Annotated in this window: 17 protein-coding genes; 5 read left to right on the top strand and 12 right to left on the bottom strand. The window is 58.7% G+C overall.

Annotated features, from left to right (window positions below; all coding sequences use genetic code 11):
• Positions 1-4 precede the first annotated feature (4 nt).
• From JUI81_RS27000 to JUI81_RS26955, 10 genes are all read right to left on the bottom strand, one after another.
• A complete protein-coding gene (locus tag JUI81_RS27000; protein WP_019578730.1) occupies positions 5-181 on the bottom strand; it encodes a hypothetical protein in 177 nt (58 codons plus the stop codon).
• Between the two features lie 35 nt (positions 182-216).
• Positions 217-858, bottom strand: coding sequence for a hypothetical protein (locus JUI81_RS26995; protein WP_019578731.1), 642 nt, complete (start codon positions 856-858; stop codon positions 217-219).
• Positions 855-1631: a hypothetical protein gene (locus JUI81_RS26990; protein WP_028940703.1), complete on the bottom strand. Its 777-nt coding sequence runs from the start codon at positions 1629-1631 to the stop codon at positions 855-857. The genes JUI81_RS26995 and JUI81_RS26990 overlap by 4 nt, the downstream gene beginning before the upstream one ends.
• A gap of 460 nt (positions 1632-2091) precedes the next feature.
• On the bottom strand, positions 2092-3126 hold the full coding sequence (astA, locus tag JUI81_RS26985; protein ID WP_204125382.1) for an arginine N-succinyltransferase: 1035 nt from the start codon (positions 3124-3126) through the stop codon (positions 2092-2094).
• Positions 3127-3187: 61 nt separating this feature from the next.
• Complete coding sequence (locus JUI81_RS26980; protein ID WP_028940702.1) at positions 3188-4204, bottom strand: arginine N-succinyltransferase; 1017 nt, start codon at positions 4202-4204, stop codon at positions 3188-3190.
• Positions 4205-4323: 119 nt separating this feature from the next.
• Positions 4324-5673: an APC family permease gene (locus tag JUI81_RS26975; RefSeq protein WP_028940701.1), complete on the bottom strand. Its 1350-nt coding sequence runs from the start codon at positions 5671-5673 to the stop codon at positions 4324-4326.
• A gap of 53 nt (positions 5674-5726) precedes the next feature.
• Positions 5727-6479 (bottom strand): N-formylglutamate amidohydrolase, encoded by a 753-nt coding sequence (locus JUI81_RS26970; protein ID WP_204125381.1) that lies wholly within the window; start codon positions 6477-6479, stop codon positions 5727-5729.
• A complete protein-coding gene (locus JUI81_RS26965; protein ID WP_204125380.1) occupies positions 6463-7794 on the bottom strand; it encodes a glutamine synthetase family protein in 1332 nt (443 codons plus the stop codon). Before JUI81_RS26965 ends, JUI81_RS26970 begins: the two co-directional genes overlap by 17 nt.
• On the bottom strand, positions 7791-8435 hold the full coding sequence (locus tag JUI81_RS26960) for an isochorismatase family cysteine hydrolase (RefSeq protein ID WP_204125379.1): 645 nt from the start codon (positions 8433-8435) through the stop codon (positions 7791-7793). Before JUI81_RS26960 ends, JUI81_RS26965 begins: the two co-directional genes overlap by 4 nt.
• Positions 8436-8437: 2 nt before the next feature.
• Complete coding sequence (locus tag JUI81_RS26955) at positions 8438-9292, bottom strand: MurR/RpiR family transcriptional regulator (RefSeq protein WP_018928989.1); 855 nt, start codon at positions 9290-9292, stop codon at positions 8438-8440.
• 466 nt (positions 9293-9758) lie between these two features.
• Between JUI81_RS26955 and JUI81_RS26950 the strand changes: the two genes are divergently transcribed.
• Positions 9759-10331: a histidine phosphatase family protein gene (locus tag JUI81_RS26950; protein ID WP_026331624.1), complete on the top strand. Its 573-nt coding sequence runs from the start codon at positions 9759-9761 to the stop codon at positions 10329-10331.
• Entirely contained in the window at positions 10331-11086 is a 756-nt protein-coding gene (cobF, locus tag JUI81_RS26945) for a precorrin-6A synthase (deacetylating) (protein WP_204125378.1), read from the top strand. The genes JUI81_RS26950 and cobF overlap by 1 nt, the downstream gene beginning before the upstream one ends.
• Before the next feature lie 18 nt (positions 11087-11104).
• Here cobF and JUI81_RS26940 read toward each other — a convergent pair whose 3' ends face one another.
• Positions 11105-12328, bottom strand: a complete 1224-nt coding sequence (locus JUI81_RS26940) for a DUF3422 domain-containing protein (protein ID WP_026331625.1) — start codon at positions 12326-12328, stop codon at positions 11105-11107.
• Between the two features lie 259 nt (positions 12329-12587).
• On the opposite strand from JUI81_RS26940, the gene JUI81_RS26935 reads away from it, so the two are divergent.
• The 3 genes from JUI81_RS26935 to JUI81_RS26925 all read left to right on the top strand — a co-directional run bounded on the left by JUI81_RS26935 (position 12588) and on the right by JUI81_RS26925 (position 14626).
• Positions 12588-13475: a universal stress protein gene (locus JUI81_RS26935; RefSeq protein ID WP_204125377.1), complete on the top strand. Its 888-nt coding sequence runs from the start codon at positions 12588-12590 to the stop codon at positions 13473-13475.
• Positions 13476-13540: 65 nt separating this feature from the next.
• Positions 13541-14221: a phosphoribosyltransferase gene (locus tag JUI81_RS26930; protein WP_204125376.1), complete on the top strand. Its 681-nt coding sequence runs from the start codon at positions 13541-13543 to the stop codon at positions 14219-14221.
• Between the two features lie 75 nt (positions 14222-14296).
• The gene (locus tag JUI81_RS26925) at positions 14297-14626 is read left to right on the top strand and encodes a hypothetical protein (RefSeq protein WP_018928995.1); all 330 of its coding nucleotides are present in this window, start codon (positions 14297-14299) and stop codon (positions 14624-14626) included.
• 120 nt (positions 14627-14746) lie between these two features.
• On the opposite strand, the gene JUI81_RS26920 is transcribed toward JUI81_RS26925, so the two are convergent.
• Entirely contained in the window at positions 14747-15427 is a 681-nt protein-coding gene (locus tag JUI81_RS26920; RefSeq protein ID WP_192350358.1) for a glutathione S-transferase family protein, read from the bottom strand.
• Positions 15428-15710 lie beyond the last annotated feature (283 nt).

Raw genomic sequence — 15710 nt, 5'->3', positions numbered from 1 at the left:
GTCTTCAGTCTTTGGCTGGCACGCTCCAGATTTGCTTGATTTCGTGGATATTGCCCACGTTATATCGAGGCATGAAAGAGGCACATGGCGCTTCCATCGTGGTCTTGACCGGAGTGTTGATCACGTTGGTAGCTGCGCGCAGCAGTGGGGTTTCGTTCCAGTTGTTCATTGGCTTGTTCATATGTTTTTCCTTTGGTGTTTTGGGGCAGTGAATGACTACCCATCGTTAAGGAGTGACAGCGCATTTTCAAAGAGTGCTGTTTCCTGCGTAGCAATGCCGGGGTAAGTCGGCACGTGGTTTTCGTCGAAGCACCAGGCTTCTTGGTTTTTAACCGAACGCTGAGGGTGGATAAGCAAACTCAGCGATGCAGACATTGTTTGGGGTGGAAGTTGCTTGTGTATCTCTTGCAGTGGAAGCATGTGCAGGACTTCGCCGGGCGAAAGTTTAAGTAATCGCTTTTCACCCAGTGCGGGTCTTGTCCCAACTCGTAGAGGTGCGTCATCAAGTATTCTTCGTGTGACGGTTGTATAGCCGTCACCGCTATAGCCCACCGCATAAAGTTCAAAATCGTGGGTGTGGTTCAGGTTGTAGATGAATGTTTCGTTTTCGTCTTGTGACGTAACTGGTGACCAGAACCCCAAGCGGACAGTAAATAATTCATTGTAGTGCAGTACAAATGCATAAGCGCTGTAAAGACTGTTGCGGGTACTGAAACCTTCACGCTGAATGGTGGTGTAAAGGTGTTCGCTCAGCAACGTGCGGTTTGTCGCCAGTCGACGTAGATCGCTAATGATTTCTGGTTTGTCTCGCTGCAGATCGTAAGCCGACATGCGCTCAATAAATGTCTTCAGTTTCATGCCGATTCCTTGAACTGATCGAGTAAATGGTCAAGGCGACGGTTTTGCAGGTTTCTTAATAGCGGTATGTAATTTAGTGCGGCCTCCTGATCGGCTTGGTAAAGCACCTGAAACGCCTTCCACGCAATAGCGGGGTGGTAGTGATAAATCAATTCTTCTGCCACTTTCCCGGCCCCGGGATCCTCGGCGGCTTCCAGTAGCTCAAGACTCACCAGATAACGTGCGGCGCTATCGTCATGCGGGAACCAGGCGATTTTGCGCAATGAGGTACGGTCAAACACACTGATGTCTGCACTTCTGTCCGGCAGGTTGATGCTGCCGATAAATGCATTGTGCCCTTGGCCCGTTGGGTCGCAATCGTACAGCGTCTGTGCACCATCGATGGGCAGTGGGTTGCTTTCATCAACGATGACGGCGTCCTTCACTGTTAGTCGATCATTTTCAACGGTATATCGGTGGACGATGAAAGACTGTTTGTTAATCGCAAACAAAATGGATTGTCCAGGAACCGAGTACAGCGGTGACGGTACTGATTGGACGTGCGGTACCTTGATGCTGATATTGCCGATGTCGGTGCAGTGCAGTGTAATGTTTCCTGTGTGCGGGTTGGTGATGTTCATGATCGCTGCACGTCGCGCAATAGTTTTGGTGAGTGTTGGTTGAATATTAAAGTTGCTGATCAGGTCTTTGATTTCCGCTGTCATGTTTGAGGTTTTAATGAGAGTGGTTATTTCGGTTGGTGTCAGCTTCTTGGAAATTAAAGTTCTAATCATAAGTTTTTTTTGTTGTGGGGTTTGTTGGCGTTTTTTGAGTATGGGGATGTCTTTTGGTAAAGGCAATTTTGTAGTTGTAAGTTGGTATTGTTAGTTGTTGTTTGATGTGTTTGTCGAGGTTGAACGTTTCGGTGGGTGGTGCAATTTTTTGGCAATGTCAGGTTGTTCGCGACAGGCCGGGGGGGAGGTAGCGATTTCTGACCAACGAAACGAATCGCCTGGTCAACAGCGATCGGGGGCCGTTAATCAGGGTTGATATCAATCCTGACCTTCATACGATCCTGCGTAGAAGCTGCCGAAGGCTGCGTTCGAGTGCGAAGCGCTCGCCATCCGATAGGCACGTTTGATCGGAAGTCATGTTTAATCGACGATCAGTCTGAAAGACCGAAATGGCAGGTTTTACGACTGCTACGTCCGAACGCGGCCCGAGCCGAACGCAGGCTTCGCCAGCGGCTACAGCTCACGCCGCTACCGCTTGCCGCTGTTGGTTGCGCAGCGGCACCGCACGTATCGAGCTGCCGGGCTGCAATTGCAGGCGTTTGGCGGTGAGGCGGTCGACCACCAGGCTATTGCCCACCAGCCGCGCCCGGGCGGTGGTGATGCGGCAGCTTTCCAGGCGACGGTTGTGGATCAGCCATACCGGGGCCTGGTCGTCGGGCGTGCCGATGGCCAGCATCAATGATTGGCTGTCGCGCACCGCGCGGATTCTCGACACCGGGGCTTCGATCACCGGGCCTGCGTCGAAGATGTCGATGTAACCCTTATGGGCAAACCCCTCGGCGGTGAGGATCTTCAGCGCCGGTTCGGTGTTGGGGTGGGGCTTGCCGATCACCGCCTGGGCCTGTTCGGTAAGCAGGCAGGTGTAGAGCGGCTGGCGCGGCATCAGTTCGGCGATGAACGCTTTGCTGCCCAGCCCCGACAAGTGATCGGCATGGCTGAAATCCATCTTGAAAAAGTGCCGGCCCAGGCTGTCCCAGAACGGTGAGCAGCCATGTTCGTCGGCACTGCCGCGCAGTTCGGCGATGAGCTTGTCGCCGAATAGCTGGGGGAATTCGGCAACAAACAGCAGACGCCCCAGCGACAGCAATCGACCGTTACTGCCATAGCGTTGATCGTGTCGCAGAAACAGCGAGCAGATTTCCGATTGCCCGGTCATTTCGTTGTTGAGGAACAACGTGGGGATCTGGCGCTGAATACCCAGGTCCGGCGATGAACTGACCGTGAGCCCGACCCGATAGTTGTACCAGGGCTCCCGCAGACCGACGGCCCCGACCAAGGCACTGACGCCGACCACTTGCTGATCATCGTCTTCGAGCACAAACAGGTAGTCGGCATCCGCGCGCTCGACCTGTCCGGCGAAAGTCCGCTGGGCCCAGCGCACCCGGTGGGTCAGGCGCTCCTCGTTGGCCGGCAGGGTGGTGAACCCGGGGCCGGCCCGTTGTACCAATTCCAGCAAAGCGGGCAGGTCGGTCATTTGAACCGGGCGCAAAATCATGATGCAGCTCCTTCTTCGCGCCTGCTCGGGCGCTGTCGTTGGGCTTGGGGCCGGTTGCCGCTCACAGGGCGATCAGCCGGATCGCACTGGCGTCGGTCACGTTCAAGGCCGCGCACATCTCGGCGCTCAAGGCGATAGGTTGCCCGGCGCTGTAGTCCAGCTCGGCGACGATGGCGCGGTAGCCCTTCAAAGAATCGTTGCTCACCAGGTAACTGCCGCGGGCGTCGATGGGCGAGCCCGTTTGCACTGTGCCGGCCTGGCTCTGGGCGATGGAACGAATGCTTGAGGTGCGGGCGTACAGCGTCGGGCCGCCGTCGAACAGGTCGATGTAGCTGTTGGTCTCGAAGCCTTCGCGCTCCAGAATGTCGAAGGCCTCCTGGCCATCGGGGTGGATCCGGCCGATGCAATCTTGCGCAGCCTGCGACAGCATCGGCACGTAGATCGGGTATTGCGGCATCAATTCGGCGAGGAATGTCCGGCTCTGCAGGCCGCAAAGCCGCTCGGCCTCGACATAAGGCAAATCGAAGAAATGCTTGCCCAGCGCATCCCAGAACGGCGATTGCCCCTGTTCGTCGCTGTAACCGACGATCTCGGTGATCACCGCTTCGGCAAAACGTTCCGGGTGGGCGGCGATGAACAGCAGCCGCGCCCGGGACAGCAACTCGGAAAATGGCGTGCGCTCCAGTGCCGAGTCGATATGGAAACCGCGCAGCAAAGAGTGACCGCTGAGGTCTTGGCACAATGACAACGCCGGCACCCCATGCTCGATGTTCAGCTCCCGTGAGGCGCTGGTGAAATGGCGGTTGCGCAAACTGTAGAACGGCTCGCCGAACCCGGCGGTGGCGAGCACTTCGGAGCAGCCGACCAGACGGCGAGTCGTCAGGTTTTCCAGCACGAAGAAATAGTTCTCCGGGCCTTGGCCCTGGACGTCTTTTTCGAACGAAGCACAGGAATCGAGAATTTTCTCCCTCAGGCGTTCGGTGTCGTCCGGCAAGGACGTGACCCCCACCAGACTGTCGCGCGCCAGCTGCTGCAACTGGGGCAGGTCGGTTAACTCGACTGGACGTAAGACCAGCATGGACATACTCCTGTATCAAAAGGTTCGGCGGCTTGCACCGAACCTGACTATCACTGTCGGTTTCCACGCGTTAAATCGGCGCACGCCTGAAATCGTGTCAGACGCTGCTCTTTTTCTTGTCAGCCATTGCTTGGGTCGGGCAGTGCCGTGCTGGTACCCAGTTTGTTGAGGAAGAACAGATAGACCAGGCCCAGGGCAATCCAGATCAGGCCGAGTTTCTGTGCATCGACGCCCATGTTGTACATGATGGCCGCGACGATGATGAAGCCGATGACCGGGCAGATCAGGTGACGGATCACCTGGCCGGATTGCTGCCGGCGCCAGTAGTAGTTGATCACGGTCAGGTGCAGCAGCATGAAGCCGCTCAGGGCGCCGAAGTTCACCAGGGAGGTGAGGGTGTCCACCGAGTTGATGAACAGGTAGCAGATCACCAGCGACAACACCGCCACCAGATAAATGCTCAAGTACGGTGTGTTGTGTTTCGGGTGCACTTTGGCCAGCACTTTTGGCAGTTTGCCGTCCCGGGCCATGCCGAACAGCAGTCGCGAAACCGCCGCTTGGGAGGTGATGGCGACCGCCACACCCCAGGCCAGCGCGGTGGCCACGGCGGTCAGGGTGGCCAGCCAGCTACCGGCAGCGATTTCGGCGATTTCATAGAACGCGGTGTCGGCGGACTTGAAGCCCAGGCCGGCGGCCAGGTCGGTGGCGATCCAGGTCTGCACGACGAAGATCACGCCCATCACCAGCAGAGTGATCAGCGCAGCCTTGCCGACGCTGCGGCCCGGATCACCCTTGATCTCTTCGGCGAGGGTGGAAATGGCATCGAAACCGAGGAACGACAGCACCGCAATCGACACCGCTTGCATCAGCAGGGCGAAGTTGAAGGTTTCGGGGTTGTACAGCGGCGCCAGGGTCAGCTGACCGTTACCGCCGCCACTGTGCAAGGCAGTCCAGGCGTAGAACAGGAAGATCCCCAGCACCACCAGTTGCGCCAGCAGGAAGATGATGTTCATGCGTGCGGTGAAGGTGATGCCCCGCAGGTTGACGAAAGTGGCGCTGACCAGAAAGGCCAGGATGAAGCCGACTTTCGGGATGTCCGGGTACAAGTGATTCAGTGCCATCGCCGCATACACATAGAGCAGCGGTGGAATCAGCAAGTAATCGAGCAGCATCAGCCAGCCGGCGATAAACCCGACATGTTGGTTGAGCCCGCGTTGTGCGTAGGAATACACCGAGCCTGCCACCGGAAAGGCCCGGGCCATGCTGCCGTAACTGAGGGCGGTGAACAGCATCGCTACCATGCCGATGATGTAGGCCAGCGGCACCATGCCGGGTGCTTCGGCGTTGACGTAACCATACACGCCGAACGGAGCGATCGGGATCATGAAGATCATCCCGTACACCACCAGGTCGGTCAGTGATAGGCTACGTTTCAACTCTTGCCTGTAGCCGAATTCTTCAATGTCCATGAAGCCGTTCTCCTTGATATAAGCAGCTACACGCTGCGAGTTTGAAGCTGTTGCTACAGCAGCGGCGCCAGATAGTCGACCCAGCGACCAACGTCCTCGGGGGTGCGCAGCAGGTCGTTGCGCACCTCGATCAGCACCGAGTCCAGCCCGCGTGCGTCGCCGTGAACCGGTACGGTCATGTCACCCAGCGGATTGACTTTGTATGGCTGATTACCGGCGACTTTCAATGGGTGCCGGCTCAGGCCGTCGATCATTCGCTGGGCGTATTCCGTGGCCTGGCCGTACAACACGCCGACTTCCAGCGATCGTGGCTGGCCGTAATATATCGGCGTGAAACTGTGAATTCCCACCACTCGAACCGGTTTATTTTGCTCCACACGGGCGTCGATCAAGGTTTGCAGGCGCGCATGAAACGGCTTGAACAGGCAGTGCCGGCGGTATTCACGGGTGGCCTCGTCCAGATCGCGATTGCCCGGCACCTGATAAATCTCGCTCTGCAACGGAATGCTGTCCGGCGCGTGGCGCGGGCGGTTGAGGTCGATCAACAGCCGCGAATAGTTGGCCGCCAACAGGGTCGCGCCCAGCGCTTCGGCCAAACCCTCGGCCAGCGCCAGGGCGCCGATGTCCCAGGCGATGTGTTCGCGGGCGGCCTCCTCGCTCAGGCCCAGGTCGTTTAACCCGTCCGGGATAAAACGACTGGCGTGTTCACACACCAGAATCAGCGGGTGCTCGGAAGCTTCCCGGCTCAGGGTGTAGGCAGGCCGGGTGTAGAGGCCCAGTTCTGCGGATTCAGTACAGGCGCGCATAGTGCTCACAGAGGTCGGCGGGCGAGAGCTGTTCCGTCAGCGTCAGTTCCTCGGTTTTCAGGGCGAAGTAGGTATCCAGTAACGCGCTCGGCAGAGCTTCGATCAGCGCCTCGCTGTTGCGCAGGCAATCCAGTGCCCGGGACAGCGACGCGGGCAGGGCGACGATGCCGCGGGCCTGGCGTTGCTCTTCGTTCAGGGAGTCAGGGATTTCATCGGTGATGGCGTTCAACGCCAGGCGCTGCTCGATACCCAGGCGCCCGGCGATCAGCAATGCAGCCATGGCCAGGTGCGGTGAGGCGGTGGCGTCCATGGCGCGAAACTCCAGGTTGTACTGCATCGCCACGGATTTGCCGCCCAGGCTGACGGTCGGGCAAATCCGCAGCGCCGCTTCGCGGTTGCGTTGGCCGAGGCAGGCGTAGGAAGCGCTCCAGTGATGGGGCTGCAAGCGTTCATAGGAAATCGGCGTTGGCGCGGTGAACGCACAGAGCGCTGGCAAGTAATGCAGAACGCCGGCAGCCCAATGCTGGCCGAGGGTCGACAGGCCGTTGGCGGTGTCGGCGTCATACATCACCGGTTGGCCGGCCATGTCTTGCAGGCTCACGTGCAAATGCACGCCGTTGCACACGGCATGCTTCGCCGTCTTGGGGGCGAAACTCAGGCCAAGGCCCATTTGCCGGGCGATCTCACGGGTGATCTCGCGCACGTTCACCGCGCGGTCGGCGGCAGCGACACCAAGGGCCGGGCGGCAGGTGATTTCGTATTGGTGCTTGCCGTACTCCGGCAGGAACATTTCCGGTTCGACGCCGCCGGCTCGCAGTGCACTGAGTAGCCAGCCGCCGAACCCGGCGCCCTGGCGCTGGGCTTCCAGAGAGAACGCCAGGTGTTCCACCGCGCCGCTGTCGAGGTTGAATTCATGTTCGAACGCGGCATTGATCTGCAACCCCAACTCATCGCGATAGCGCTCCACCTCGTTGCGCAACAGCGTACGAGGGCAAGCACCCCACGGACGGCCATCGGTTTCGCGAATGTCGCCGTGAATGAAGTCGAGCGCCGGGGCGTCGGCATCCGGGCCGTTGTTGACAGTCACGCGGCTGCTCAAGTCGGGAACCAGCCGTAAATCCCCATAAGCACCCCAAGGGTTGCTGGAGGCGATGATGTCTTGCGGGGTCAGGGCGCTGTTGGCCGGCACCCAGCCGCAACCGGCCACTTGATAGGCATCGAGTTCGTCGGTGGGGAAGGAACGGCCGCGTGTCACGCCGATGAGGTCGGTGGTGACAATGGTGGTCATGGGCAGTGGTGACAGGCGTTCGCTCATGGCTGGATCTCCTGCAACCGGCCAAGCACAGTCTGGGTGTCGGTGATCCAGCAGTAGCCCTTGATGGCGTTCAGGCAGGCGTGATGCCGTTGTTCGGTGTAGGTGGCGCAGGCATCTTCGACCAGCGTTACCAGGTAGCCACGGTCGGCGGCGTCGCGCACGGCCATGTCGACGCATTGGTCGGTGACGATGCCGGCGATGATCAGGTGGCGGGTTTCAAGGTTGCGCAGCACGTAGTCGATGCTGGTGGAGTTGAACACCCCGGAAGAGGTCTTGGGCAGCACGATTTCGTTTTCGATCGGCGTCAGCTCTTCGATGATTTGCGCTTGCGGGCTGCCCTTGGGCAGGTGCATCTCCGAGAGTTTGTGATCCAGCGAACGGTCGCGGCCATCGGCGGTGAGGCTTTCGATGAGTGTGTGCAACACGTTTTGCCGGGCGCTGCGAAAGGCATTGAGCAGCCTGCGTTGATTGGGCACCACCTGCGTGCGGGCGCGGGTCAGGAAGTAGTCGGCATCCGGTTCGTTGAGGTGTGGGTCGAACTGCGGTTCGAGCCAGGCACGTTGCATGTCCACCAGCAACAGCGCGGTGTGGTCGGCGGCAAACGGCAAGTCCCGGGGCGAATGGTGGGGGAGCATGAACATCCTTATTTATCCTCCAGCAGGTGAGTGTCGAAGTCGGCTCGCAGGGCATCGATGCCTTCCAGGCGATCGGCCAGATCGGGGCTGCGCAGGGTCAGGCAGGCAATCAGTGCTTCAACCTGGGCCAGTGCCGGCACTATCGAGTCGAAGGCCGACGCCGATTCCACCGGTGCGCTGATGATCAGGTCGGCTATTTCCCGCAGCGGTGATGCGTAGATGTCGGTGAACAGCACGACACGCGCATGTCGGCTCTTAGCGGCATTGGCGACCCGCAGGGCCTGGGACTGATAGCGGCGATAGTCGAACACCAGCAATACGTCCTGACGCTGCACGTCAAACAACCGGTCCGGTAACTGGGCGTTGTCTTCCAGGGCGAAACAGCCGGGCCGCAACAGGCGCAGGTGATTGAGCAAATAGTTGGCGAGGAAACTGCTGAAGCGACCGCCAAAGCAGTGGACCTGGTGGCGGGTGTCGAGCAGCCACTCCACCAGAATCCGCACATCTTCAGGCTGGGTCAGCGCCTGGGTTTCTACCAGTGCCCGATGACTGTCTGCCAGATAATGGCTCCAGGGGTCATCTTTTTTGAGTTGGGCGCGGGGCTGCAACAGGGTGCTGGGGGAGCGCAGGCGGTGATCCATGTCACTGAGCAAGGCTTCCTGAAAATCGGCGTAACCGCTGAAACCCAGTTTTTTTACCAGCCGCACGATGGTCGGATCGCTGACACCGGCATGTTCGGCCAAGCGTGACATCGGGCCCAGTCCGTTACGCGGGTACTGGTCCAGCAAGGCACGTATGACTTTGCGTTCCGACGGCGTGAAGTCCAGGCCGGGCTCGGTGATCAGGTCTCTGAGAGGGGGCATCCGGGCTCCTGCTGGATGGGTGTGTCGGTTTCATTTCATAAATCGCTAAATTAGTATTTATGTAACGTGCGCTACATGTCTAGTGAATTTTTGTGCGGATTTTAAAAGCACTAAAATGGGGCGAAACCCCCGTGCGTGCGGGGCTGCGTGGATGTCGACAGGTTTTGTAGGACATCGCCCATAGAGGTGTGAGATATCGACCCGGCTCAGGAATAAAATGGGCTGCGAGCCCGATGCCGTAGCAGCTGCCGAGCCTGCGAGGCTGCGTTCGGCTGCGTAGCAGTCGTAAAATCGGGCACTGCGGTCCGTCAGGCACACTGTGCTCTCAGGGTTTACGACCGCTACGCGGCCGAACGCAGCCTCGCAGGCTCGGCAGCTGCTACAAGGAAGGCATTCAGATTGCGTTTCTTGCGGCACAATGCACGGCATCATGCCGTCTTTCATTCCACTGACAGAGAGAACCTCCGTGCAGGCGACCCGCTTGACCCTGATTTGCCACGCTCGAACCGTCGCACAGAAACTGGCGCGTTTTCCTACGAATGAACCCGTGGAAATGGATTGGCAATCGGCGAAGGGCTCGCGCAGTCGTCAGTTCAAGCGAGCCCCCCGTTTACTCTGCGGCCCTGAACTGCGGACCCGGCAAACCGCTGAGCTGTTTGGCGACAACGTGGAGATTGTCACGGCACTGGGGGATTGCGATTTCGGACGCTGGCAAGGCACGTCGATCGACGACTTACAAACATCCGAACCCGAGACGCTTCAGACCTGGCTCAGTGACCCGACGTCGGCGCCCCACGGTGGAGAATCGGTGGCGCAGCTCGGTGAGCGGGTGGCCGCGTGGCTGAAGACCCTTGAGGCAACACCGGAGCATGTCGTTGCCATCACCCATCCGTTTGTCATTCGCGCCGCGCTGATGCAGGTGTTGCAGGGCGCGGCGTTCAACCAGATCGACGTCGAACCGTTGTCGGCCATCGAATTGCGGTTCAACGGTCGCTGGCGGTTTCGTTTGACGGGCATGGACCCTGAAGGAGCGCTGTGATGAAAAAACTTCTGGTCATCGGTGTCGGCGCCGGCAACCCCGACTACATCACGATGCAGGCGGTGAAGGCGCTGAACCGGGTCGACGTGTTTTTCCTCATGGACAAAGGCCAGAGTAAAGACAAACTGATCGACCTGCGCCGCGAGATCTGCGAGCGCTACATCACCGATCACGACTACCGCTTCGTTGAAGCCCACAGCCCGGAGCGTGAGCGCGGGGATGTGGACTACAACGCCAGCGTCGAAGACCTGAACCGTGCCAAGCAGCAGACGTTCGAGCGGTTGATCAATGAGGAAATGACCGACGACCAGTGCGCCGGTTTTCTGGTGTGGGGCGATCCGGCGTTGTACGACAGCACCATTCGGATCCTGCAGGCGATTCTGGCGTCCGGTCGTTGTCTGTTCGAATTCGAGGTGATCCCCGGCATCACCAGCGTGCAGGCGTTGGCGGCGCAACATAAAGTGCCGCTGAACAGCATCGGTCGCTCAGTTGAAATCACCACCGGTCGACGGCTGGCGGCCGGCCAAGTAAGCGATGCCGACAGCCTGGTGGTGATGCTGGATGCGCAAGATGCCTACCATCACGTGGCTGATCAGGAGACAGACATTTACTGGGGGGCCTATTTGGGGACGCCGGATGAAATCCTGATCAGCGGCAAGCTCAAAGACGTGGCCGATGAAATTGAGCGGGTGCGTAAGGCGGCGCGGTTGGCCAACGGGTGGATCATGGATACCTATCTGTTGCGCAAGCCTTGAACGCCGCCAACCGATTGATCAGTGTTCTTTGGCCTTTCTGATCCTGATCAAAATAAACAGCAGGATGCACAGTGCGAGCGGGGTCATGGCCAGCATGGCGTCCCGCGCGGAAATGTCCGCGCCCAGGGTGTGCAGGCCTGAGTAGAACAGCTTGAACAGGCTCAGCAAATAATAGGTGATGGCGATAATCGACAAGCCTTCGACCGCACGCTGGATTTTGATTTGGGTATCGGCGCGAGCGTTCAGGCTGCTCAGGATTTCCGAGTTCTGTTCTTCCATTTCAACCTGCACCCGCGCCTGCAGCAGATCCCCGAGGTTGGCCACGCTTTTGGCCAACTGCTCCAGGCGCTGTTCGGTGACGTCACAGTACCTGACGGTAGGTTTGAAGCGTCTTTCGATGAAGATCCCCAGTCGCTGGCAATCGCCCACGTGAGTTTCCCTGAGTTCGCCCAAACGCTCGAAAACCAGCTGGGCATACGCTTGGGTGGCGCTGAAGCGGTGTCGGGTTTTCGCGGTGCTGCTGACCACTTGCGCCGACAGACTGGCGATATCAGTCAACAACGCTTTCGCATTGCCGGTATCGGGGCCGGCGTTACGTTCCGACAGGTTGACCAATGTCTTATCGAAGACGTTGAGCTGAGCGCTCAAGGTTTTCGCGGTGGTAAGGGAAAGCGACGCCATCATGCGGTAGGTTTCGATTTCCAGCAGGCGGCGGATCATCCGGCCTTGGCGATAGGCATTCAGGCGCTTGTTGACGAACAGGAAACGGTTAGTGCCGTCCTCGCTCAGGCGAAAATCGCTCCAGACCGTCGCATCGCCACCGCCTATGCATGAGCCGCAAGGGTCTTTGAATCCATAAACCGACAGATCGCCGGAAAATGACGCGTCGTTGCGCACCACAATCTGCACGGCGTTGATCACGTGCTGCATGAAGGGTTCGACGCGGTCCATCAAAGTCTTGGGGGGCTGGCTCCAGTCAGGCTCCTGACTGGAAGAGGGCACCACCAGTGTCAGCGTCAGGAACTCCGCGTGTCGCTCCCACTTCAAGGCATGCCCCTCAAGCCTGGTGATGCCCTGGGCTGCATCCGGGTCGACGGGGCCGGGGCAGCAGCGACTCAGCAGGGTGTCGCATTGCCCGTCATTAGCCAGAAACGCCAGATGAAACACGTGGGCGGGTTCGTCGAAATACAGCGAAGGGCGCGCGTGCAACTCATTGTGCAGGGTCAGTCTTTGCGGGTGCATGCTGTCGAGGCCATGTTGGAGTTGTTTGTTCTTGGGACTGGGTGACCGATTCTTGAGTCACAAACAAACCCGAGCCATCGACCATCCGGTGGGCATTTCCACAACACCGTTGTGAACTATTCTTTCCCAAGTGGGCACCTTCAATGACGCCCACAGGGGATTGATATAAATCAAGGCCCAAGAGACTTTAAGGAGGGAGTCTGGGCTGAAGCCGGGTTGCTGACCTGGCGAAAACGCCATCGCTGTCCGGAGTCAGATCATGAGCCAGTATCAACGGTTATTACTGATCATCAACCCGCTCCTGCGCCAGTCTCCCGCGCTCAACCATGCCGCTGCCGTGGCCAAGGCCAGTGGGGCGAGCTTGCATATTGCTGCGCTGATCCCCTCGTTGGACATTCTGTCGTTACTTGAAGAGGGCGACCGGAAAGTGGCTCGGGCGAGCTACCTGCAGGAACACCGCGACTGGCTCAAGGAGCAGGCGGAAAAAATGCAGGGCAGGGGGATCGAGGTGACAACCGAGGTCGCCTGGGCCGACAACATGCGTCAGGACATCCTTGATCACGTCACGGAAATGCACCCCGATCTGTTGATCAAGCAAGTCCAGCATGAGCCCGTGCTCAAGCGCGCGTTCTTTACGCCGCTGGACTGGCGTTTGTTGCGCCATTGTCCGGTGCCGGTCTATCTAGTGGGCGCCGAAAGCCATGCCTTGCCGCAGAAGGTGGTGGCCGCGGTTGATGTTGTCGATACCGAGCCTTCGAACAGCGAACTCAATGACCGGATCATCCTGCAGGCGTCTGCCCTTGCGCTGCAATGCAATGCCGAGTTGCATCTGCTGTACGCATGTGATATTCCGGCCGCTTTTCTGGCGGATCTGGGTGGTGGCCTGACGCTATCGGAGCTTACCCGGGAATTGCGCAAGGACCTGGAAACCTCATTCCTCAAGTTGGCCGCCCGGTTCGGCGTGCCCGCTGAATGCCGGCATTTCATCACGGGGCATCCGGTGTCGGCGCTGAGTGAGTTCGCCCACGAACACCAGATAGATGTGATCGTGATGGGCAGAACACAGTACGGCAGCCTGGAGAAACTGCTCGGCAGCACGACCGAACATATTCTGTATCAGGTGCCTTGCAGCATTCTGGCGGTGTAGTCGCAAGCATCCTTGGCGAAATTGACTTGCCCGTTTCGGGGTTCCCGCCCCAGGGAGGTTTTCAGATGAATCACAGTCCTTCATTGCAAACCATCTTGAATGACCGGGTTGATGCCGGCCGAAGCCTGGTGGAACCGTTGCTTAAATACGCCAAAAGAGCCGATGTCATCGTCCTGGCCTTACCCCGTGGCGGCGTGCCGGTCGCCTATGAAGTGGCCACGGCCCTGGAGGTTCGCCTGGACCTGATGCTGGTCCGCAAGCTGGGCGTGCCGTCCCACCAGGAATTCGCCATGGGCGCTATCGCCAGCGGTGGTATTCAAATCGTCAATGACGATGCGCTGCGGGCTAATGGCATCGACCAGCGTACGCTCGACGCTGTGGTGGCGAAGGAAACGCAGGAAATGTTGCGTCGCGAGCAGCTATTCCGGGCATCCCGCGAGCCTTTGGCACTCAAGGATCAAGTGGTGATTCTGATCGACGACGGCCTGGCGACAGGGGCCACGATGATGGCCGCGATACAGGCCGTGCGCCTGCAAGCACCGTCTCGCATCGTCGTTGCCGTGCCGGTGGCCCCCATGGAAACGGCAGAGGCGCTGCGTGATGAAGTGGACGAGCTGATTTGCCCGCTCACCCCCGATTGGCTGGTATCGATCGGCTATTGGTACACGGACTTCACTCAGACGTCGGATGAAGAGGTCATCGATCTTTTACATCGGGCCTGGGAAAGAGAATCAGCGATGAAATGAGGCAAACTGCTGGCCCCCCGATTTTCGGTTCGTTGTCAAACTTGCTTTCTTTTCAGCAAGTTAGGCATTGGCGATATGCGGACTTTGGTATGGATGACTGCAACGTTTGTCCTGGTGGCTATTTCGTTTGGAGCCCAGGCAAAGGAACTGAGCAAGAACTCTCGCTATGTATGCAGCTGGGGCTCGGAAATAGCCGAGGGCGCGCAAGCCTCGAAACTTTCCGGGCTCACGCTTTACGGGGCACGCAAGAAGCTGCAATCGCGCAAGTTTCCCCGGCCGTGGATGCGCATGACGGCCATGGGCATCACGGAGCAAACCTATAACAGCCCTTCGCGTCTCAAGCCTGCCGGCATCAAGCAAACATATTACGAGCAATGCATCCGGCATGAGTTGGCGCAACGGTAATCCGCCGATCGCAGGAGCAGTTCCTACGACCCCCATCCCTCCCGCACAGCCTTGCGAATCCCCTCCAGCAACATCGCAAACGCCGGGTTGTCTACAGATCGCGTTACGGCCAATGACTGGTCATGCATTATCCGGCGCCTCACGAAACCGTTGTGCAAGGCGATCCGCAAACGGATAGAACGAAAACCAGGGCCTGGCTTCGTCGATCACCCGCAGGAATGACGGTCGCTGGATCAACCGGTCGAAATAGGCGCTCAAATGCTGGTAGTCGTCGGGGAACGGCACCAGTGTGCAGGCATAGAACAACGCCGGGGCGGCGGCACAATCGGCCAGGCTGAAGTCCGGGCTGGCCACCCAGATTCTGGACGCCATCCGGCGCTCGAGCATGCTGTACGCCGTCGCAAGCGTGGCCCGTTCCCTGGTCAAATCACCGTTGGTCGCGTGTATCCGATCACTGACAATCTGTTGGACCGGCGTTTGTAGATAATTGTCGAAAAACCGGTCCCATAAGCGCACCTCCAACGCGGTCTCCCAATCGTCCGGAACCAGGCGCTGTTCACCTGGATACAGGCGATCCAGGTACTCGATGATGACGCTGGACTCCGGCAGATTACGTTGACGAGCATGATCGCGAAGTACCGGGAATTTTCCGATTGGCCACAATGCCTGAAGCTCTGCGCGGTCGGCGGCGTCCGTGAGATCGATGATTCTTCTGTCGAACTCGATGCCGTTTTCGTAGAGCGCGATGAGCACTTTGTGGCAGTACGACGACAGCGGATGGTAGTAAAGCGTTAGCGACATTTTTCAACTCCTTGATGGGCAGATGAAAAGGGTGGGGCAATCAACAAGCATAGGCTGATGCCGGCGAAGCGTCTGGGCAGATGCTTTCGAGCTTGTGAGCTTGCACACGGGAAAATTCCTGCTTAACTGGAAACCGCTGGTCGGGTTGTGACTCATTGGTCATGGCGTTCATCTCAGCGCCCTTGTACCGTTGTCGCTGGTTTGTGCTGTCAGGCTTGCCCGGAGGAAGCCGGACAGTCGACCACGCTGTGTGCCTGGTCCAATTTGTTCAAGGAATAGAATG

Origin of the sequence: Pseudomonas sp. 008 (genome assembly GCF_016861935.1) — a bacterium.
Taxonomy (GTDB): domain Bacteria; phylum Pseudomonadota; class Gammaproteobacteria; order Pseudomonadales; family Pseudomonadaceae; genus Aquipseudomonas.
Note: the sequence above shows the minus strand (reverse complement) of the source record. Positions and strands in the feature narration are given on the sequence as shown.

Bases quoted from the DNA above. Each gene is read 5' to 3' on its own strand.
- JUI81_RS26970 (WP_204125381.1), bottom strand. From the start codon at position 6,479: ATGCGCGCCTGTACTGAATCCGCAGAACTGGGCCTCTACACCCGGCCT.
- JUI81_RS26935 (WP_204125377.1), top strand. From the start codon at position 12,588: ATGAGCCAGTATCAACGGTTATTACTGATCATCAACCCGCTCCTGCGC.
- JUI81_RS26920 (WP_192350358.1), bottom strand. From the start codon at position 15,427: ATGTCGCTAACGCTTTACTACCATCCGCTGTCGTCGTACTGCCACAAA.
- JUI81_RS26965 (WP_204125380.1), bottom strand. From the start codon at position 7,794: ATGAGCGAACGCCTGTCACCACTGCCCATGACCACCATTGTCACCACC.
- JUI81_RS26990 (WP_028940703.1), bottom strand. From the start codon at position 1,631: ATGATTAGAACTTTAATTTCCAAGAAGCTGACACCAACCGAAATAACC.
- JUI81_RS26975 (WP_028940701.1), bottom strand. From the start codon at position 5,673: ATGGACATTGAAGAATTCGGCTACAGGCAAGAGTTGAAACGTAGCCTA.
- JUI81_RS26930 (WP_204125376.1), top strand. From the start codon at position 13,541: ATGAATCACAGTCCTTCATTGCAAACCATCTTGAATGACCGGGTTGAT.
- JUI81_RS26995 (WP_019578731.1), bottom strand. From the start codon at position 858: ATGAAACTGAAGACATTTATTGAGCGCATGTCGGCTTACGATCTGCAG.
- JUI81_RS26955 (WP_018928989.1), bottom strand. From the start codon at position 9,292: ATGCCCCCTCTCAGAGACCTGATCACCGAGCCCGGCCTGGACTTCACG.
- JUI81_RS26960 (WP_204125379.1), bottom strand. From the start codon at position 8,435: ATGTTCATGCTCCCCCACCATTCGCCCCGGGACTTGCCGTTTGCCGCC.
- JUI81_RS26980 (WP_028940702.1), bottom strand. From the start codon at position 4,204: ATGCTGGTCTTACGTCCAGTCGAGTTAACCGACCTGCCCCAGTTGCAG.
- JUI81_RS26940 (WP_026331625.1), bottom strand. From the start codon at position 12,328: ATGCACCCGCAAAGACTGACCCTGCACAATGAGTTGCACGCGCGCCCT.
- JUI81_RS27000 (WP_019578730.1), bottom strand. From the start codon at position 181: ATGAACAAGCCAATGAACAACTGGAACGAAACCCCACTGCTGCGCGCA.
- astA (WP_204125382.1), bottom strand. From the start codon at position 3,126: ATGATTTTGCGCCCGGTTCAAATGACCGACCTGCCCGCTTTGCTGGAA.
- cobF (WP_204125378.1), top strand. From the start codon at position 10,331: ATGAAAAAACTTCTGGTCATCGGTGTCGGCGCCGGCAACCCCGACTAC.
- JUI81_RS26925 (WP_018928995.1), top strand. From the start codon at position 14,297: ATGCGGACTTTGGTATGGATGACTGCAACGTTTGTCCTGGTGGCTATT.